Source organism: Gardnerella sp. DNF00497B (genome assembly GCF_049262725.1).
Classification (GTDB): domain Bacteria; phylum Actinomycetota; class Actinomycetes; order Actinomycetales; family Bifidobacteriaceae; genus Bifidobacterium; species Bifidobacterium leopoldii.
The window spans coordinates 1,183,989-1,202,357 of record NZ_CP058400.1 but is presented as its reverse complement, the minus strand read 5'-3'; the positions used below and the strand labels follow the sequence as shown (position 1 = coordinate 1,202,357).

Annotated in this window: 15 protein-coding genes and 1 tRNA gene; 11 read left to right on the top strand and 5 right to left on the bottom strand. The window is 47.6% G+C overall.

Annotated elements, in window-relative coordinates; translation table 11 throughout:
• The first annotated feature begins 27 nt into the window (after positions 1-27).
• The 8 genes from HXT26_RS04550 to HXT26_RS04515 all read left to right on the top strand — a co-directional run bounded on the left by HXT26_RS04550 (position 28) and on the right by HXT26_RS04515 (position 9,228).
• Positions 28-1,710 (top strand): CTP synthase, encoded by a 1,683-nt coding sequence (locus HXT26_RS04550; protein WP_004119263.1) that lies wholly within the window; start codon positions 28-30, stop codon positions 1,708-1,710.
• A 428-nt stretch (positions 1,711-2,138) separates the two neighbouring features.
• On the top strand, positions 2,139-3,698 hold the full coding sequence (gene sufB / locus HXT26_RS04545; protein ID WP_117008644.1) for a Fe-S cluster assembly protein SufB: 1,560 nt from the start codon (positions 2,139-2,141) through the stop codon (positions 3,696-3,698).
• On the top strand, positions 3,698-4,945 hold the full coding sequence (gene sufD, locus HXT26_RS04540; RefSeq protein WP_174164189.1) for a Fe-S cluster assembly protein SufD: 1,248 nt from the start codon (positions 3,698-3,700) through the stop codon (positions 4,943-4,945). The genes sufB and sufD overlap by 1 nt, the downstream gene beginning before the upstream one ends.
• Before the next feature lie 9 nt (positions 4,946-4,954).
• Positions 4,955-5,731 (top strand): Fe-S cluster assembly ATPase SufC, encoded by a 777-nt coding sequence (gene sufC / locus HXT26_RS04535; protein ID WP_004105229.1) that lies wholly within the window; start codon positions 4,955-4,957, stop codon positions 5,729-5,731.
• Positions 5,732-5,825: 94 nt separating this feature from the next.
• Positions 5,826-7,202, top strand: a complete 1,377-nt coding sequence (locus HXT26_RS04530; RefSeq protein WP_422112099.1) for a SufS family cysteine desulfurase — start codon at positions 5,826-5,828, stop codon at positions 7,200-7,202.
• An 87-nt stretch (positions 7,203-7,289) separates the two neighbouring features.
• A complete protein-coding gene (gene sufU, locus HXT26_RS04525) occupies positions 7,290-7,973 on the top strand; it encodes a Fe-S cluster assembly sulfur transfer protein SufU (protein ID WP_174191507.1) in 684 nt (227 codons plus the stop codon).
• A 35-nt stretch (positions 7,974-8,008) separates the two neighbouring features.
• Positions 8,009-8,482, top strand: coding sequence for a metal-sulfur cluster assembly factor (locus HXT26_RS04520; RefSeq protein WP_116971342.1), 474 nt, complete (start codon positions 8,009-8,011; stop codon positions 8,480-8,482).
• 71 nt (positions 8,483-8,553) lie between these two features.
• Entirely contained in the window at positions 8,554-9,228 is a 675-nt protein-coding gene (locus HXT26_RS04515) for an HAD family hydrolase (RefSeq protein ID WP_422111951.1), read from the top strand.
• Positions 9,229-9,625: 397 nt separating this feature from the next.
• Here the strand turns inward: HXT26_RS04515 and HXT26_RS04510 are convergent, their stop codons facing one another.
• The 3 genes from HXT26_RS04510 to HXT26_RS04500 form a co-directional block, all read right to left on the bottom strand.
• A complete protein-coding gene (locus tag HXT26_RS04510) occupies positions 9,626-10,336 on the bottom strand; it encodes a DUF4125 family protein (protein WP_422112098.1) in 711 nt (236 codons plus the stop codon).
• The gene (locus HXT26_RS04505; protein ID WP_422111950.1) at positions 10,336-12,357 is read right to left on the bottom strand and encodes a DUF4037 domain-containing protein; all 2,022 of its coding nucleotides are present in this window, start codon (positions 12,355-12,357) and stop codon (positions 10,336-10,338) included. Before HXT26_RS04505 ends, HXT26_RS04510 begins: the two co-directional genes overlap by 1 nt.
• A 265-nt stretch (positions 12,358-12,622) precedes the next feature.
• Positions 12,623-12,696 (bottom strand) — tRNA-Pro (locus HXT26_RS04500).
• Between the two features lie 260 nt (positions 12,697-12,956).
• Here HXT26_RS04500 and lysS point away from each other — a divergent pair.
• Positions 12,957-14,654: a lysine--tRNA ligase gene (lysS, locus tag HXT26_RS04495; RefSeq protein WP_004105214.1), complete on the top strand. Its 1,698-nt coding sequence runs from the start codon at positions 12,957-12,959 to the stop codon at positions 14,652-14,654.
• 58 nt (positions 14,655-14,712) lie between these two features.
• Positions 14,713-15,453 (top strand): phosphoglyceromutase, encoded by a 741-nt coding sequence (locus tag HXT26_RS04490; RefSeq protein WP_004105213.1) that lies wholly within the window; start codon positions 14,713-14,715, stop codon positions 15,451-15,453.
• A 190-nt stretch (positions 15,454-15,643) separates the two neighbouring features.
• Here HXT26_RS04490 and phoU read toward each other — a convergent pair whose 3' ends face one another.
• On the bottom strand, positions 15,644-16,324 hold the full coding sequence (gene phoU, locus HXT26_RS04485; RefSeq protein WP_004119228.1) for a phosphate signaling complex protein PhoU: 681 nt from the start codon (positions 16,322-16,324) through the stop codon (positions 15,644-15,646).
• 240 nt (positions 16,325-16,564) lie between these two features.
• On the opposite strand from phoU, the gene HXT26_RS04480 reads away from it, so the two are divergent.
• Entirely contained in the window at positions 16,565-17,845 is a 1,281-nt protein-coding gene (locus HXT26_RS04480) for a sensor histidine kinase (RefSeq protein ID WP_422111949.1), read from the top strand.
• 82 nt (positions 17,846-17,927) lie between these two features.
• On the opposite strand, the gene HXT26_RS04475 is transcribed toward HXT26_RS04480, so the two are convergent.
• Complete coding sequence (locus HXT26_RS04475; protein ID WP_004105210.1) at positions 17,928-18,194, bottom strand: DUF2530 domain-containing protein; 267 nt, start codon at positions 18,192-18,194, stop codon at positions 17,928-17,930.
• Positions 18,195-18,369 lie beyond the last annotated feature (175 nt).

Genomic DNA, 18,369 nt, shown 5'->3' with positions numbered 1-18,369 from the left:
CGAGGCTCGAAGATACTATGGAGTTCCATGGTTAGAAGACAACATGGTAACTCTCAGGAGCATATTACAAAGCATATTTTTGTCACTGGTGGCGTAGTTTCGTCCCTCGGAAAAGGCCTTACAGCATCATCTTTAGGCCGACTTTTACGCAGTCGCGGATTGCATGTATTACAACAAAAACTCGATCCTTATATCAATGTTGACCCGGGTACAATGAACCCATTCCAGCATGGTGAAGTCTATGTTACGGAAGATGGTGCAGAAACAGATCTCGATATTGGTCATTACGAGCGATTCCTCGATGTTTTCTTAAGCCAGAAAGCGAATGTTACAACTGGTCAGATTTATCAGTCTGTGCTTCGTAAGGAGCGCGCTGGCGAATATTTGGGTCAGTGCGTGCAGGTTATTCCGCATATTACTGGTGAAATCAAGTCGCGTATGCGCGCTCAAGCTTCCGACGATGTAGACGTTATTATTACGGAAATTGGCGGAACGGTTGGCGATATTGAGTCCCAGCCATTTTTGGAGGCAGCTCGCGAAGTTCGTCGCGATTTAGGTCCTGAAAACTGCATGTTTGTGCACGTTTCTTTGGTGCCTTATATTGCTGCAGCTCACGAATTGAAAACTAAGCCAACTCAGCATTCTGTTATGATGCTTCGCTCTCTTGGCATTTCTCCAGATGCGCTTGTCTTGCGTTCGGATCGTCCGCTTAATCAAGGCATTAAAGACAAGATTTCGCTTATGTGCGATGTCGATGCTGAAGGCGTTGTGAACTGCGTCGACGCTCCAAGCATTTACGATGTGCCGAAGATTTTGTTCAACGAAGGCTTGGACGCTTACGTTGTGCGCGAACTTGAGCTTCCATTCCACGATGTTGATTGGAACGAGTGGGAAGATTTGCTTGAGCGCGTGCATCATCCAAAGCATGAGCTGAACATTGCAATCGTTGGTAAGTATATTGATTTGCCAGATGCGTACCTTTCTGTTACTGAAGCTATCAAGGCTGGCGGTTTTGCAAACTGGGCTAAGGTAAACGTGCGCTGGGTTGCTGCAGACAAGTGCGAAACTCAAGAAGGTGCGGCTGCGGCTCTTGACCAAATGGATGGCATGGTTATTCCAGGCGGCTTCGGAATTCGCGGTATTGAAGGTAAAATTGGCGCACTTCGTTACGCTCGCGAGCACGGTTTGCCAACGCTTGGTCTTTGCCTTGGCTTGCAATCTATGGTTATTGAATACGCTCGTCACGTGCTTGGACTTGAGGATGCTAATTCCACTGAGTTCGAGAAGGATTGTGGCGATCCAGTAATCGCAACTATGGAAGAGCAGAAGGATATTGTGGCCGGTAAGGGAGATATGGGTCACACAATGAGACTTGGCTCTTACCCTGCAACGCTTGAAGAAGGCTCTATTGTTGCTGAGCTTTATGGCACTACGCATGTTACTGAGCGTCACCGTCACCGTTATGAAGTGAACGTGGCATATAAGGATCGTTTGCGTGAAGCCGGCTTGCGTATTAGCGGTCAAAGCCCAGATGGTAATTTGACTGAGTTTGTGGAGCTTCCAAAGGAAGTTCACCCATTCTACGTAGCAACTCAAGCTCATCCAGAGTTTAAGTCTCGCCCAACTAAGCCTCATCCACTGTTTGCTGGCTTGGTTGCGGCTGCTCTTGAGCATCAAGAGGCTTCTCAAAATAGCAAGGAAGATAAGTAGACTTAAGTAAGATTTAAGTAAGGCTTAAGTAAAGCTTAAGTGGGACTTAAGTAAGAATTAAGTAAATAGAAATAAGCGGTAAGACTTGGTTTTCCTAAGTTTTGCCGCTTTTTAATTCGTAAACGACCTTTTCTTTACAGCGTTGTAAAGTTTCTGCCGTTTTTTGGTGCGTAAACGACCTTTTCTTTACACTTGCGTAAAGTTTCTGCCGTTTATGTTTTATTAGATTGTGATAAACATTACGTTTTGCACGTAACACGGCTATACCAAGAAATCGCATTACGCGGTAACCTTAGATAGGTGATAATTGAGTGGGGAGAGTGCAAAAGTAGCGCTTTGGGGAGCAGCTTTTGCCAATTAATACGTACCGCGCGCAGGTGTGCGTTAAGTATGGAGGTGTAACAGGCTTTATGAGCGATACTAGCAATATGAGCGATACTAGCAATATGAATGATACTGGCGTTACTGGCGATCCAAGCGTTGCAGCAAGTGATGGCAATAATTCAGCAAAAAATAAAGCTGCAGACGTTGAAATGAGCCAGTATGTGGCAGATCGCGCTCGCGTAAACGAAGAGAAAATCCGTAAAGACGAGCAGATTGTCGCTGAATTTGGCGATTACAATTACGGTTGGCATGATTCGGATGCTGCAGGCGAGGCTGCGAAGAAGGGTATTGACGAGTCGGTTGTTCGTGCAATTTCCGCTGACAAGCACGAGCCGGAATGGATGCTAAATCTTCGTTTGCAAGGTTACCGCGCATTTTTGCAAAAGCCGATGCCGGATTGGGGCGTGGATTTAAGCGGTTTTGACGCGGATGATTTTAAATACTACGTGCGTCCGGTTCACGATCAAGCGAAAACTTGGGACGATTTGCCGGAAGATATTCGCAAAACTTACGACAGGCTCGGCATTCCGGAAGCTGAGAAAAAGCGCTTAGTTTCAGGCGTTGCAGCACAGTATGAGTCGGAAGTTATTTACAATTCGATTCGCGAAGACTTGGCTGCGCAAGGTGTAATTTTTGTTGATACGGATACGGCAGTGCAAAAGTATCCGGAGCTTGTAAAAAAGTATTTTGCAACTGTGATTCCAGTTGATGACAACAAGTTTGCGGCTCTTAACACAGCAGCTTGGAGTGGCGGCTCGTTCGTTTACGTTCCAAAAGGCGTGCATGTAGATATTCCGCTTCAGGCTTACTTCCGCATTAATACGCCGAACATGGGTCAGTTTGAGCGCACGTTGATTATTGCAGACGAAGGCTCTTACGTTCATTATGTTGAAGGTTGCACGGCTCCAATTTATTCCACGGATTCTCTTCACGCTGCAAACGTTGAAATTGTTGTGGAAAAGCATGCGCGCGTGCGATACACAACCGTTCAAAACTGGTCAAATAACGTGTATAACTTGGTAACTCAGCGAGCTTACGTGCGCGAAGGCGGCACAATGGAGTGGGTTGACGGCAACATCGGCTCCAAAGCTACTATGAAGTATCCTGCTTGCATTCTTGCTGAGCCGTACGCAAAAGCAGAAACTATGTCTTTGAGCTTTGCTGGACGCGGTCAGTATCAAGATACGGGTGCGAAAATGATTCATTTGGCTCCGCACACGAGTTCAACGATTGTTGCTAAGTCGATTTCGCGCGGCGGCGGACGTTCAGCTTACCGCGGTCTTGTGAAGATTATTAAGGGCGCGAAGGGCTCTAGTTCGTCTGTTGTGTGCGATGCTTTGCTTGTTGACGATTTTTCGAGGTCGGATACTTATCCGCATGTTGACGTGCGTGAAGACGACGTTTCGATGGCTCACGAGGCCACTGTTTCCAAGGTTTCGGAGGATCAGCTTTTCTACTTGATGAGTCGTGGACTTGAAGAAAAAGAGGCTATGGGCATGATTGTTCGCGGCTTCGTAGAGCCGATTAGCCGCGAGCTTCCAATGGAGTACGCGCTTGAGTTGAATCGCTTAGTTGAGTTGCAAATGGAAGGATCCGTGGGCTGATGAGCGAAGATTTAAAAGAGAATTTAGGCAATAAAATGACGGAAAAAGAAATTAATATTCCTGTAGCAGATCCTAATGATCCGTATGTGGTTCCTGCGGCAATGCCTTCTAGCGCAGACAAATCCATGCGCTCGTTCAACGTGGAAGATTTTGCGATTCCAACTAGAAAGCAGGAAGATTGGCGATACACTCCAGTTGAGCGAATTTCCGAGTTTTTCGAGCGTTTTGAACCATCTAATAGCATTCAAGTAACGCTTGAAGGCGTTGGTGGAGCTGCTTTGGATGATTCTTATGTTGGAAGCGACGGTTCCGTAAGTTTGCAAGTAAAGCCGCAAAACGAGGCTCCTCACACCGAAATGAAGCCTTCTGATCGCGCGGCTGCAGTTGCGTGGAATGCAACGAAACAAGCGCGCGTGCTTCACGTATCTGGCGAAATTAAAAAGCCAATCGTGCTGAAAATTCAGGGTAATAATGTTAATGCGCTTGACGCACTGCACTTAGTAATCGAAGCGGATTCTCGCTCGAATGCTGACATTATTATCGAACATACCGGCTGCGCGAAACTTGCAGAAGGTGTGGAAATTATCCTCGGAAAACACGCGCACGTTTCTACTACATTTATTCAAGAGTGGGATTCGGGCAGCAAGCACGTTGGAAACCAGCGTATTCACGTTGGGGAGGGAGCTTCGCTTCGCCACACGATGGTCACTCTTGGCGGAGATGTTGTGCGCATTCGCATGGATCAGGATTTTGGCGGCGAGCAGGGCGATTTGAACATGCTCGGCATGTATTTTGTGGATCCGGGCGAGCATGTTGAGCATCGCACGATGGTTGTGCACAATTATCCGGAATGCAAGTCGCGAGTAGTGTACAAGGGCGCTTTGGAAGGAAAAGGCGCGCATTCAACTTGGGTTGGAAACGCGCTTATTAAGCCGGAAGCTCCTGGCACAGATTCGTACGAGTTGAATCGTAATTTGGTGCTCACTCCTGGAGCAATCGCTGATTCTGAGCCGAATTTGGAAATTGAAAACGGAAATATTATTGGTGCCGGTCACGCAAGTTCAGTCGGTAGATTTGACGACGAAGAGCTTTTCTACTTGCAATCGCGCGGAGTTAGTGAGATTGAAGCCAGAAAGCTTGTTGTGCGTGGATTCTTTAACGAGCTGATTGAAGAAATTGGCGTTCCGGAAATTGTTGATCACTTAATGAAGGCAATTGAGCGCCGTCTTGCAAGAACGGAAGAATAGGAGAAAAACATGTCAACTTTGGAAATTAAGGATTTGTACGCTTCTGTAGAAACAAAAGAAGGTCGCAAGCAAATCTTAAAAGGCGTGAATCTTACAGTTAATTCTGGCGAAACGCACGCAATTATGGGTCCTAACGGATCTGGAAAGTCTACTCTTGCATACACTTTGGCAGGGCACCCAAAGTATGAAGTTGATTCGGGTCAAGTTCTTCTCGACGGCGAAGATATTTTGAAAATGACTCCTGACGAGCGCGCAAAAGCCGGACTGTTCCTTGCAATGCAGTACCCGGTAGAGGTACCGGGCGTATCTATGACGAACTTCCTTCGCACTGCAAAAACTGAAGTCGAAGGCAAAGCTCCATCTTTAAGAAGCTGGGTGAAAGAACTTAGCGAGGCTATGAAAAAGCTTCGAATGGATCCAAAATTTGCGTCGCGTTCTGTAAACGAAGGCTTTTCCGGCGGTGAAAAGAAGCGTGCGGAAGTTTTGCAACTAGAGCTTTTGAAGCCAAAGTTTGCGATTTTGGATGAAACTGATTCTGGTTTGGACGTTGACGCGCTTCGAATTGTGTCTGAAGGCGTGAATCGCGCCAAAGAAAACACCGGTTTGGGCATTATGATGGTCACGCATTACACGCGAATCCTCAAGTATATTAAGCCGGATATTGTGCACGTTTTTGCGCAAGGTCACTTTGTAAAGACTGCAGGACCGGAGCTTGCGGACGAGCTGGAAGAAGAAGGCTACGACAAGTATTTGCCGGAAGGTACAACTGAGTCGGCACTGGCTTAAGCGCGGTTCAAGTACAGTTTAATCTATCTGTATATTCGTAAGAATAGCGTCAAAATAGCGGTTTAATATGACTACAGTGACTACAGAAAATATTATGCGAGAATTTAGCGATTTGCGCTCGCAGTTTCCGATTTTAAGTCGCACAGTTCACGGCACTTCGCTTCACGATACTGTGCACGGAAAACCTTTGATTTACTTGGATTCTGCAGCTACTTCGCAAAAGCCGCAAGTTGTAATCGACGCCGAAAAAGAATTTTACGAAACAATTAACGCTGGTGTGCACAGGGGAGCGCACGAGTTGGCTGCACTTTCGACGGTTGCGTTTGAACAAGCGCGTGCGAAAGTTGCGTTGCTTGTTGGAGCGTGCGCGGATGCTGGCAGCGAGGAAATTGTTGTTACTTCGGGAGCTACAGGCGCGCTTAATCTTCTCGCAACTGCTATTGGTAACGCTAGTGCGAAGGCGAGAATTTGCAAAAAAGACAGCGCTACTTTAGCTGACAGTGATTCTGCTGATTCTGCTGATTCTGTCGATCCTAAGCATGATTTCCGCAAAAATTTTGCGCTTCAAGAAGGCGACGTAATAGTCGTATCTCGCGCGGATCACCATTCTGTCTTGCTTCCATTCCAGGAGCTGGCTCTTCGCACGGGAGCAGAGCTTCGCTGGATTGACGTAACAGAAGACGGTCGCGTGCGCACGGATGCAGATTATTTGCGAACAATTATTGACGAGCGCACGAAAATAGTTGCAGTTACGCATATTAGCAACGTTACTGGCGCTATTACGGACGTTTCGTCGATTTGCAAGCGCGCTCACGAAGTCGGCGCGATTTTTGTGCTTGACGCATGCCAGTCAGTTCCGCATATTCCAGTTGATTTTCACGCATTAGACGTTGATTTTGCGGCATTTAGCGCGCATAAAATGTATGGTCCTACAGGAGTTGGATTCTTGTATGGTCGTCGCGAGCTTTTGAATGCGCTTCCGCCTGCGAATTTTGGCGGCTCAATGGTGGAGCTTGCTTGGCTTAACAAGCCGGCGCAATACATGGATGCGCCTTATCGCTTTGAGGCTGGAACTCAGCCTGTTGCGCAAATGGTTGCGGCAGGAGTTGCAGCGGATTGGCTGCGCTCGTTGGACATGAACCGAGTTGCAGAGCATGAGCAGGAAATTGCTGCAGAATTGCTAAAATTACGGGATGTTCCAGGCGTTCGCGTTTTGGGTCCGACTGATTTAGAGAATCGAATTGGCACAGTTGCTTTTGAAGTTGAAGGCGTGCATCCGCACGATGTTGGACAGTTTTTGGACGCGCAGGGCATTGCGATTCGCGTCGGGCATCATTGTGCTCAGCCGATTCACCGTCATTTTGGCGTGTACGCTTCGAACCGCGCTTCTGTTGGCGTTTACAACACAGTTGATGAGGCTCGTGCGCTTGTTGAAGCAGTCTCACACGTTCGCGCCTACTTTGGCGCATAATATTGTTAGCGAGCGAGTTGGAGAAGTTAGCGAGTTAGTCAATCGAATCGGCGAGTCAACGAGTTAGCGAGTAGGTAAGGAGTGTGTATGTTTGATATGGGTTTTGGTGCTGGTTTTGGTGCAGATGCTGGTTTTGCAGATGCGGCTGGTGACGGCTTAGAAAGCATGTACCAAGAAGTAATTTTGGATGCTGCGCGAAATCCGCATGGCAAAACTCATTTCGAAAGTACGGATGAGCTCGCACAAGCGGAATTGCAGGAAGAATCTCAAGAATCTGCAGAAAATACAAAATCTGCCGAAGTTACCTTAAATAATGCTCACGAAAGTTGCGCTGTTGCATCTGGAGAAAACTCTGCTTTAGGTCAATCGCACCAATTCAATCCAACTTGCGGCGACGAAGTCACAATGCGCGTGGAGCTTTCACGTGGCGAAAATAATGACAAAACCCCAATAGTATCAAGTATTAAGTGGGACGGTCACGGCTGCTCGATTTCGCAGGCAAGCCTTTCAATGATGGTTGATCTAGTCGAAGGAAAATCGGTTGACGAAGCCTTGCAATTAGACGCGCTTTTCCACAAACTTATGGAATCTCGCGGCGCAGGTTTTGAAAACGAAGAGGACGAAGATGCGCTGGAAGATGCAATGGTTTTGCAAGGCGTATCGCGCTACCCAATGCGAATTAAGTGCGCGCTTTTGGCGTGGGAAGGCTTAAAAGACAGCATTGCAAAAGCCTCGCAAAACTTAAATCCGCAAATTCTTGGCAACTTGTAAAATCGAATTTTGGTACAAGCAAAGCAAGGAATATTATGGCAGAAAATCAATTGGCATCTGAGGTGACGCATGAAACGCATCCTGCGAATTTAAGCGCAAATGACATTGGCCGAGTTACAGAAGATGATATTTTAGACGCTTTACACGATGTTGTGGATCCTGAGCTTGGCATTGATGTGGTTGATTTAGGCTTGGTTTATGGCATTGAAATTGATGAGCTTGGGCGCGCAATTATTACTATGACGCTTACTACTCCTGCATGTCCGTTAACTGAATTGATTGAGGATGAGTGTGCGAATGCGCTCGCAGGCTTGGTGGAAGAATTTCGTATTGACTGGACGTGGAAGCCGCGTTGGAGTGTTGAAAACATTAATGAGGACGGTCGTGCGCAGCTTGAGGCACTTGGCTACAATCTCAACAGTTTGCAAGCGAGTTTTGCTGCAGGAATGTACGGTTCTGGCGTAGTTGGCGATGCGTCGATGAGTGCCGGTATTCCGCCAACTGTGTGAGTATTTGGTTGGTGTGCTGTTTTGTTTTGTTGTTTCTGTTTTGAGAGCAACGTATTGCACAAGTGGGAATTATGGGCGCTGAAATAAAAGCAGTTAGTACAAGCGGTATCTGTGATATTCGCGAAATCAGTGATGTGCGCGATATAAATGATATGCGCGATGATGTGCGCAAAAATAGTATCCGCGAGTATGCTTCGCGCGGAATGACTGACGTTGTTTTCGACTTGCAATTGCTTGTAGATTGGGATGTGCGCCGCACTCTGGATGCAGATTATCCGGATTTTATTGGGGAAGTGCTCTTTAGTTTCGAGCCGGAATGGGGTTTTGAGTTTCACGAGTCATTGCGCGAGGCTGGGTGGAGCAGAAAGCAAGCGATGGATTCGTTTGATGAGCATCACGGACCGGCAGTTACGTGGCTATATCGCTTGTATTTTGAGCGTTTCGAGCGTGGTTTTGCTGGCGAGCGCGCGGATGCTTCGGCTGTGGCGCGTGAGTTGATTGCGAGCGGCGTGCGCGTGTGGGCACTTGGTAACGCTTCTTGCGATTGGTTAAACTGCGCGCGCAAAACTTGCCCAATACTCGGTGAGTTAAACGGTGTTTGTGCATCTTACGAATCGCATTTGCGCAAACCTGACGTAATGCTTTACCGCGCGTTTTTGCAACACACCGGTCTTTCTGCTGCTTCCACGCTTTTTCTCGAAAGTGATTCTCGCGCCGCTTCTGCAGCGTCGTTGCTTTATTCTTAAGCTGCGCGCGTGCGCGACGACCTGCTTGAGCGCTGCGATTTAGCGCGCGAAAGCAATTCGGAGCGCCGAGCTTGCTCAGGGTTGAAAGCACAGTGTGCTTTCAACGCAAGCGAGGTCTGCCTTCGTCTCGATTGACGAAGGCAGGGCAGGTTCGCGTGGCGGTGCTTTAGAAACTAGGTTGTGATTGGTGTGCGCTGACGACCTGCTTTCGCGCATGTTCCTCACGGCTTTTGGTAGCCGTTCGGCTGATTTGGCATGTGAAGCACAGTGTGCTTTCAACGCAAGCGAGGTCTGCCTTCGTCTCGATTGACGAAGGCAGGGCAGGTTCGCGTGGCGGTGCTTTAGAAACTAGGTTGTGATTGGCGTGCGTAACGAATGAATCCGGCGCTCAAGCACTTTATTGCGCGCGCTCGGCCGCTTCGAGCGAATCGTAGCCATACATGCGCACAGTATTCGCAATTATCATTTGCGTAAGATTTAGATTTTCCGTGCGCAAATTATTTACAAAACGCTGGTATTTTGCGAAAGTTGCGTCAGAATATGTGCTTAATTCGCCTCGCAAATACGTTTCAAAAGACGTATTTTCTGCCGTATCCTCGCTAGTTTTAAGCACGCGCATCGCAAGACCTAAATGCGGGTAGCGATTGCGAAAATCCGCAGCCCACTCGACTTGCGTTAAAATAATCTGCTCCTGCGCGCTTTTTCTAGGCTCCAAAATCGGCTTAATATAAGGCTTAATCGTGCGCTCAAAAATTTCCGGCGCAGTCGACTCCATCATTCGCGCATACTTTTCCGTAATCAAATTGCGTCCATCGCTATTCGCGCGCTCAAGATCCTGTTTATAAGACTCCTGCAAATCAAGCGGCCACGCCAAAAATTGACTCATGCGCATAATACGAAAAGTTGGCCAGTTTCCTTGGCAATTCGCGCGTCCGCCTTCGTTTTGCGTGAGCTGGAACTGATCCCACTCGAGTTTAGTGATTTCTTCCGCAAGCTTTTGCGTTCTCGGATTTTGCGTTCTCGGATTTTGCGTTCTCGGATTTTGCGTTCTCGGATTTTGCGTTTTCGGAAGATTTTGCGTTTTCGGATTTGCTGATAAATCGCACATCATAAGCTCCTTAAGCACGCCGCACGCGAATTAATATGCGCTTCAACATACGGCCGCTGCCATTCCAAAAAAGTTTCGTCGCAATCGCTTAAGCCCTCGTATTGCAGTTCGCGCACAATATCTTCGCAAATGCTGTCAATTATTTGCGAAACTTGCTTTTGCGCAAGTCCAGCGCCCTTGCCGCCTTCGCCAAAACCGTCGCCGCCAAAGCAAGCAGCGGAAGAAAGTTGCATTATCGACTCAAGTTTGCTGCACACTTCCGGAAGCCTAGAAGCCATGCGATTGCTGAGCTTGCGCAATGCTGCAAACTGCCACTTGTAGTAAGGCAAGTAGCCTGCAGTTACGGGATTGTTGAGCAAAAACACGATTGAAGCGGTCGCGCGCACGAATTCGTTGATAGAAAGCCACGCTGCGGAAGCGTCTTTGCGCGCGATCATGCGTGGGAAATTGTACTGGCCAGCTTGCGAAATCATGCCAAGTCTTCTGGAGATTAGTGAGATTCGCACGTCGTCCGGCATGAGCTTGAAGCTTTGGCGCGCCTTTGAGAACTCTCCAAGAGGATCCGCGAAAATTTTGCCATTCGTTGCTGCTGCAAGCGTTGATTCGCTTAGCGATAGCCATAAGTGCGGCTCGTTTTGGCTTGGAGCGGTGGGGAAGCCGGTTAGATTTTCAAAAAATTCGCTTATGCTGAACACTCCGACGCGCTTGCTGCCTTCGCATGATTTTGCGCGCGGTGTTTCGTTGCGAGAGCCAAAACCGGCGTATTTTCGCGGAAGTGCGTCGTAAGCAGTCTGCAAATCCGCGCCGATTTCCGCGTAATCTTCGTTGGTAAGCCATAAGCAGAATCCTGGTCCAAAATCGTGGTCTCGCGAAATCTCGTCGTCAAAACCGTAACATTCCGATCCGTGTCCAACTAATCCCGCAGCTATGCGGTTTTTGTATTTTGCAAATTTTGGCTGATCAAGTAACGGCTTTCCGTAAGTTTGCCAATATGATTGCGCTAATTGCATGCCAGTTTTTATATTATGGTTTGCTGCGTTCTGGTTTGCTGCGTTCTGGTTTGCTGCGTTCTGGTTTGCTGCGTTCTGGTTTGCTGCGTGTGAGTTCGTTGAGTGTTGTTCTGTTATATCTTGGTTTGCTGATCCTTGAATTTTTGTAGATTTTTTCGTAACTTTTTCTGCCAACTCGCGCGTCTGTCGCAAATTTTCCGCCGTAATCGCGTAAGATTCGCTATCTTTTCCGTAGCATCTCGCAATCAAATCAAGTGCCTTACTGTAACTTTCCTCAGCCTGAGCGTACTCGCCGCGCGCGCACTGTACTTGCGCAAAACCTGCCAATGCAGAAGCGTAGTGCGGCTGATTTTCGTTATTCCCCGCGACGTACATGCGAACGCTGGTCGAAGCGTGTTCAAAAGCGGAGTCAAGAGTTGCGGATTTGCTGTTTGTGCTGGTGTTAGGGTGCGAGCACTCCTGTGAGCACTCCTGCAACATTGCAAGCGCAAGATTCGTGTGCGTGGCGGCAATATCGATGTCGCGCTCAGGATCCGTGCTCGTATTTTGCAAAATTTCAAGCGCATGATTGAGCTCCTCAATTGCATCATGAGTGCGACCGGTTTCGCTGTAAAGCATCGAAAGATTGTTGTGAAGCGCGGCAAGCTTGCGGTTTTTAGCGCCGAGCGTTTCGGTGGATTCGTTAAGAGCTTGAGTGTAAATTTTTTCGGCGCGATCGTAGCTGCCTGCCGCGCGAAGGCTTGTGGCGGCGTTAATTAGCGTAGTTGTGCCGGCTTCGGTGCCTGCTAAATCCATCTTTTTTGCCAAATCTAGCGCCTTATCAATGATTGGCTTGTTTTTTGCGTACTCTCCGCGCGAACGATAAAATCCCATGAGTTCGTTGAGAACTGAAAGCTGCAGGGGATTGGTTTCGGCAAGTTTTCGCAAAAGATACGTCTCGATCGCGTCAGCGCCCGCGTGATTCGCAAACATTTCGTCAAGCTCGTTATAAAATTGCGCAGCGTTCTCCATCAAAGCCCCCTTGCTATTGCGCTTGTTCACAATCAATCGACTTCAACTTTACAGTCATGTAAAGAAACTGCCGTTTTTACGTCAAAAACCGGCAGAAACTTTACAGCCGCGCGCAGTTTATGCCGCCTTCGCGCCAAAAAACGGCAGAAACTTTACACACGTGTAAAGAAAAAGTCGTTTGCGTGCGAAATAGCGGCAGAAATTTTACAGCCTTGTATAGGAAACGTCGGAATTGCGGGGGGGGGGTAATGCCAAAAATCAAAAGTCGGGCTGGCGGGATTTGAACCCGCGGCCTCTTCGTCCCGAACGAAGCGCGCTACCAAACTGCGCTACAGCCCGATGCTGAAACTCGCGAAAGCATATGCGCATAAAAGTTCCAACAACGTCCGTAATGTTACAGGTTGGCTAATACAAATTATTGTAAAGCGTGTGCAAGTTGCGCAAAGTAAGTCCCGCGCAAGTATATTGCGTACAAGCTGCGGAATTCCTTTGTAAACATATTACAAATTATCGCTACAGCTTCTGTGTAAACATATCGCAAATTAGCACTGCAAGTCGCGTATAAAACCTGTATTACCTACTGGCTACAATTAGCGTTTATGACTGACACCAATACTGCAATGTCTGCCGCGCAAAGTGCCGCAGAATCTGCCGATAAAAATGCAGCAGAAAACGAAGCAACAGATACCGTCAATGAAATTGACACTGTTGAACATGCCGAAATGTTACTCGCTCAAGACGAAGCAATCGCCAAGCGCGTAAACGAAGGCGCAACTCTGGATGAAGCAATCGACCCAAGCAATAAAGAATTTGGACCGCAAGCTCATCCTGAGCAGGTACAGATGCGCGTTGCTAAGCGCGCAATGATGCTTAAGGAAGGCGTGCAGCCTTATCCTGTGCATCTTAACGTTACGGATACTATCGAAAAGGTGCGTGCTGATTTCGATGGCAAGCTTGAAGCTGGCGAAGAAACCGATACTGAGGTTGGTATTGCAGGCCGCGTGCTTTTCTTGCGTAACGCTGGCGGCTTGTGCTTTGTTAAGCTTTCTGCCGGTGACGGTACTACGATTCAGGCGATGGTTTCCAAGAAGGAAATTGGCGAAGAATCCATTAAAAGCTTCAAGCAGATGGTGGATTTGGGCGACCACCTTTACGTGCGCGGTCGCGTGATTTCTTCTAAGACCGGTGAGCTTTCCGTATTCGCAACCGAGTGGGCGATTGCAGCTAAGGCTTTGCAGCCGCTTCCGGCTTTGCACAAGGAATTAAGCGACGACACTCGTACGCGTAAGCCATATATTGGCATGATTGCGGACGAGAAGATTCGCGATATGGTTCGCAGGCGTTCGCGCGCTGTGGCTTCTCTTCGCCGTACTTTCGACAGTCATGACTTCTTGGAAGTCGAAACTCCAATGTTGCAAACGGTTCACGGCGGTGCTGCTGCTCGTCCATTCACAACTCACATGAACGCTTTCGACATTGATCTTTATTTGCGCATTGCTCCGGAGCTTTTCTTGAAGCGCTGCTTGGTTGGTGGCATTGAGCGCGTGTTCGAAATCAACCGCGACTTTAGAAACGAAGGCGTGGATGCAACTCACGCTCCAGAGTTTACAATGCTTGAGGCTTACCAGGCTTACGGCACTTACGATACGATTGCTGCTCTTACCAAGGAGCTGATTCAAAAGGCTGCACTAGACGCTTTCGGTTCAACTAAGGTGACTTTGCTTAACGGCGAAGAGTACGATTTTGGTGGCGAATGGAAGCAGATTACCATGTACGGCTCGCTTTCTGAGGCTTTGGGCGAGGAGATTACTCCGGAAACTTCTGTTGAGCATTTGGGCGCGATTGCGGACAAGCTTGGCGTTGAGCGCGACGAAGTTGAGAATCACGGCAAGTTAGTTGAGCACTTGTGGGAGCACTTCTACGAGGATAAGCTTTACGCGCCAACGTTTGTGCGTGACTTCCCAGTGGAGACCAGCCCGCTTGTTAAGGGTCACCGCACGAAGCCTGGAATGGTTGAAAAGTGGGATTTGTACGTGCGCGGCTTTGAGCTTGCAACCGGCTACTCCGAGCTTAACGATCCTGTTGTGCAGCGCGAGCGCTTTGTTGCTCAAGCTAAGGATGCTTTGGCTGGAGACGTTGAGGCAATGGATATTGATGAGGACTTCATTGAGGCTCTCGGCGTCGGCATGCCTCCTGCTGGCGGCATGGGAATGGGTATTGATCGCTTGCTGATCGCTCTTACGGGCGCAACTATTCGCGAGACGATTACATTCCCACTCGTAAAGCCTCTTCGCTAGTTGACGCAAAGTCAAAGTTAATGCAAGTAGTCGTATGAAACGAATAGACTAGGTAATTATGACATACAAATTAATATTGCTCCGACATGGTCAGAGCGCATGGAATAAAACCAATCAGTTCACTGGTTGGGTTGATGTACCGCTGACTGAGCAGGGTGTTGAGGAAGCTAAGCATGGTGGCGAGCTTCTTAAAGAGAAGAACGTTCTTCCAGACATCGTGTTCACTTCTTTGCTTCGTCGCGCTATCAATACCGCGAATTACGCGCTTGATGCAGCAGACCGCCTTTGGATTCCAGTTCGTCGCAGCTGGCGTTTGAACGAGCGTCACTACGGTGCTTTGCAAGGCAAGAATAAGTCTGCAATTCGTCAGGAATATGGCGATGAGAAGTTCATGATTTGGCGTCGCTCTTACGCAACTCCACCTCCTGAGATTGATCCAAATGATCAGTATTCCCAGGCTAACGATCCGCGTTATGCTGGCGAACCAGTTCCAGAAACTGAGGCTTTGGCAAACGTCGTGACTCGCGTAACTCCTTACTGGGAGTCGGATATTATTCCAGAGCTTAAGTCCGGCAAGACTGTAATGATTGCTGCTCACGGCAACAGCTTGCGCGCAATCGTTAAGATGCTCGATAACTTGAGCGAGGAAGAGATTTCCAAGGTGAACATTCCAACCGCTATTCCTCTGCTTTACGAGTTGGATGAGAACTTCAAGCCAATCAAGCCTCGCGGTGAGTATTTGGATCCAGAAGCTGCTGCTGCCGGTGCTGCCGCTGTGGCTGCTCAGGGTCAGAAGTGAGATTCTGATTCGCTGGCTTTGGAGCGCTTAAGTTAGTTTTGAGAGCTTAAGTTAGCTTTTACAATAAAAGTAGGTTTGCAATTAATTTGCAGACCTACTTTTTTATTTACGTTTTATTTTCATGCGCACTTTGAGTAACTTGAAATTGCGTAGCGCGTTTCGCTGTAGCCGCTTTACGCTACAAATCTCGTTACGCTACAACAGTGTCTTTATCTGGCTCTGGCTTCTTGGACGGATCGAATCCGGAAACAATAAACACAATTTGCCTTGCGACGGCAACGCAATGGTCTCCAATTCGCTCAATAAAGCGGCTAAGCAGAACGACATCAATTAACTGCCTGCGCGTACCCTTCCAATTTTCGCCTTCTACCAGCTCAAAAATCTTCCCGTGCAATTTGTCGAGCGCATCGTCGCCAGCAATAATAGTTTCCGCAATTTGCACGTCGCGATTTGCAACCATGGTCGTTAAGCGACCTGACAGTTCGCGCAAGAAATCAACCATTGCAACAATAGTTTCGCGTCCTTCTTGTGCAATAGCAGATTCAGGCCAGGTTCGTCTAGTAATTTGAGCGATATGACTTGTTAAATCTCCCATGCGTTCAAACGTTGCAGCTAATCGCATTGTAGCTACAACTTCGCGCAAGTCCGTTGCCACAGGGTTTTGGCGAGCAAGCAAAGTCAAGCATTGGTCAATAGTGTTTGCTTCTAAAGCGTCTAAGTCTGCGTCTTTATCGATAACAGTTTGAGCAGCTTCCAAATCCGCGTTTAAAAGCGCGCTTCCAGCATCGTTCATAGCTTTTGCTACAAGTTCTGCCATGCGTTCGATGTTTGAAGCAATTGCCTTCATTTCTTCGTTGAAAATTACTCGCATGGTGCGTCCTTTCTCAGTGCTGTGAGTTTATTGAACGCCTAGTTTGCACGTCGCTATAAGTCAGGCATCCTATGTAATTATAGACGACGCTGATAACGAAGCGACCGAAACTTTACGGCGGTGTAAAGTTTCTGCCGTTTTTGTGGTGATTTTCGACCGAAACTTTACAGCCGTGTAAAGTTTATGCCGCTTTTTAGTTGCATAGTTACAAAAGCGCGCAAAGTATGAGATTATAGGAGTATGCCTCAAGGTTCTTCTGCGGTTGTGATCGTTGTATTTGTTGCTTTCGGCGTGCTTGCGTTGTGCGTTGTGCTTTCGTTGTGTGTGTTGATGTCGGATTGGTTTTCTACAGTTTGCCGTCTTTTTAAACGAGCGTTTAATTATATTCGTGGCGCAAAGTATGGCGCAAGGTATGACGCAAAGTATGACGAAAGCGACGACATAAGCGACGATTCAAGCGACAACGCAAGTGACGATATCAGCTACGACGCGTCCCAAGTTTTGGCAATGCTCGACATGCCAACTGTTGTAATTGATGCCAACAATGACGTAATTCGCGCAAGCTCCGAGGCTTATTTGCTGGGTGTTGTTAGCGATGATTCGTTATGCCAGCCTCGCGTTCTTCAAGCTGTTAATTCCGTGCGAGCTTCTGGCGGATTCGAGCGCTTCTCTTTGGTTACTTCGACACCTGAGCGTTATGTGTCAATAACTGTAAATCCTCAAGAGTCAACCACTGTTTCGCGCCCTAATTGGCTTACTGTTACGGCTGGAAGCATTGGAGGCGGTATCGTAGTTGTAATTATTGAGGATACGAGTGCAGCTCACCGTTTTGCGCAAACTCGCGACGACTTTATTTCCAACGTTTCTGAGCAGTTAATGCGATCTACTCGCAACTTAACTCAGCTTACGAAAGTTTTGCAAAACGAACAAGTATCTGCGCAAAAAATTAAAGATATTGCGCAAATTGCCGGTAAATCTTCCAAGAAACTTGAGCACATGCTTGAAGATTTGTTGTGGCTGGTTCGCGCTCAAAATCCTATTGACTTAGATTCTGCGCAAGTATTTTCTTTGAATGATGTTTTGTCGTATGTGCAAAATCAAGTTGCTTCATTTGCTAAGGATTGTTGCGTACGCGTTGTGTCAAAAGTCGATTCGCGTTTGTGCGTGCGCGGTGAAATTTCGCAAATTCAAGCTGCAGTGCGGAAATTAGTTGAGAATGCAATTACGTATTCTCCAAAAAATTCTACAGTTTCGCTATCTGCGTCACTATCGACAGATGGTCAATACGCTGTGATCCGTGTTGTAGATCGCGGAGTTGGCATTGATTTGCAAGATCAGTCGCGAATTTTTGAACGATTCTATCGTGCGAATAATCAAAATAGTCAAAGCCAGGATGGCGTTGGTTTAGGGCTTGCAATTGCCAAGCATGTGGCACTTACGCACCACGGAAATATTACTCTTTGGAGTACGCTGGGGCAGGGTACTACCGTAAGTTTTGCGTTACCAATTGCAAATAAATAAGCAACAAATTAGTAAGTTAGAAAATCAGTAAGTCAGCAAGCCAGCAAATCAGCAGTAAATAATTCAGCAAATCAGCAATAAACTATTTTCCTAAGCGCCTGTAGTCCCAGCGGTCAAAATGTTCCCAAATTAATAGCAGAACGCCAATAATTGTTCCCGATGCGCAAAACAACACAGGAAACCAAGTTGTAATATGCAATAACGCAACGATAAGCGCAATTATTGTTGCGACTAGCCACGCGATCGTTCCTATAGCAAAAACCTTTCGCAAATCAACTCGCAGCGGTTTTGGTGCTGCTTTTCGTGCATCAGGATTAACTATAGGTGCAAATTTCATACTTCCAACCATACAACTTACCGAAGTCTAAGTGTGACGAGTGCAGCTTAAGCGCGAAAATTGGCGGATTTAGGCTATGTGCGTTTCTTACATCCTAACCACGTTGTAACCTTTCACATAGAAGATTGAAAGAAAGTCAGTTGGGGGTGTGGCGTTCGTGCGCTGCGTTCCACGTTTAACATAAGAA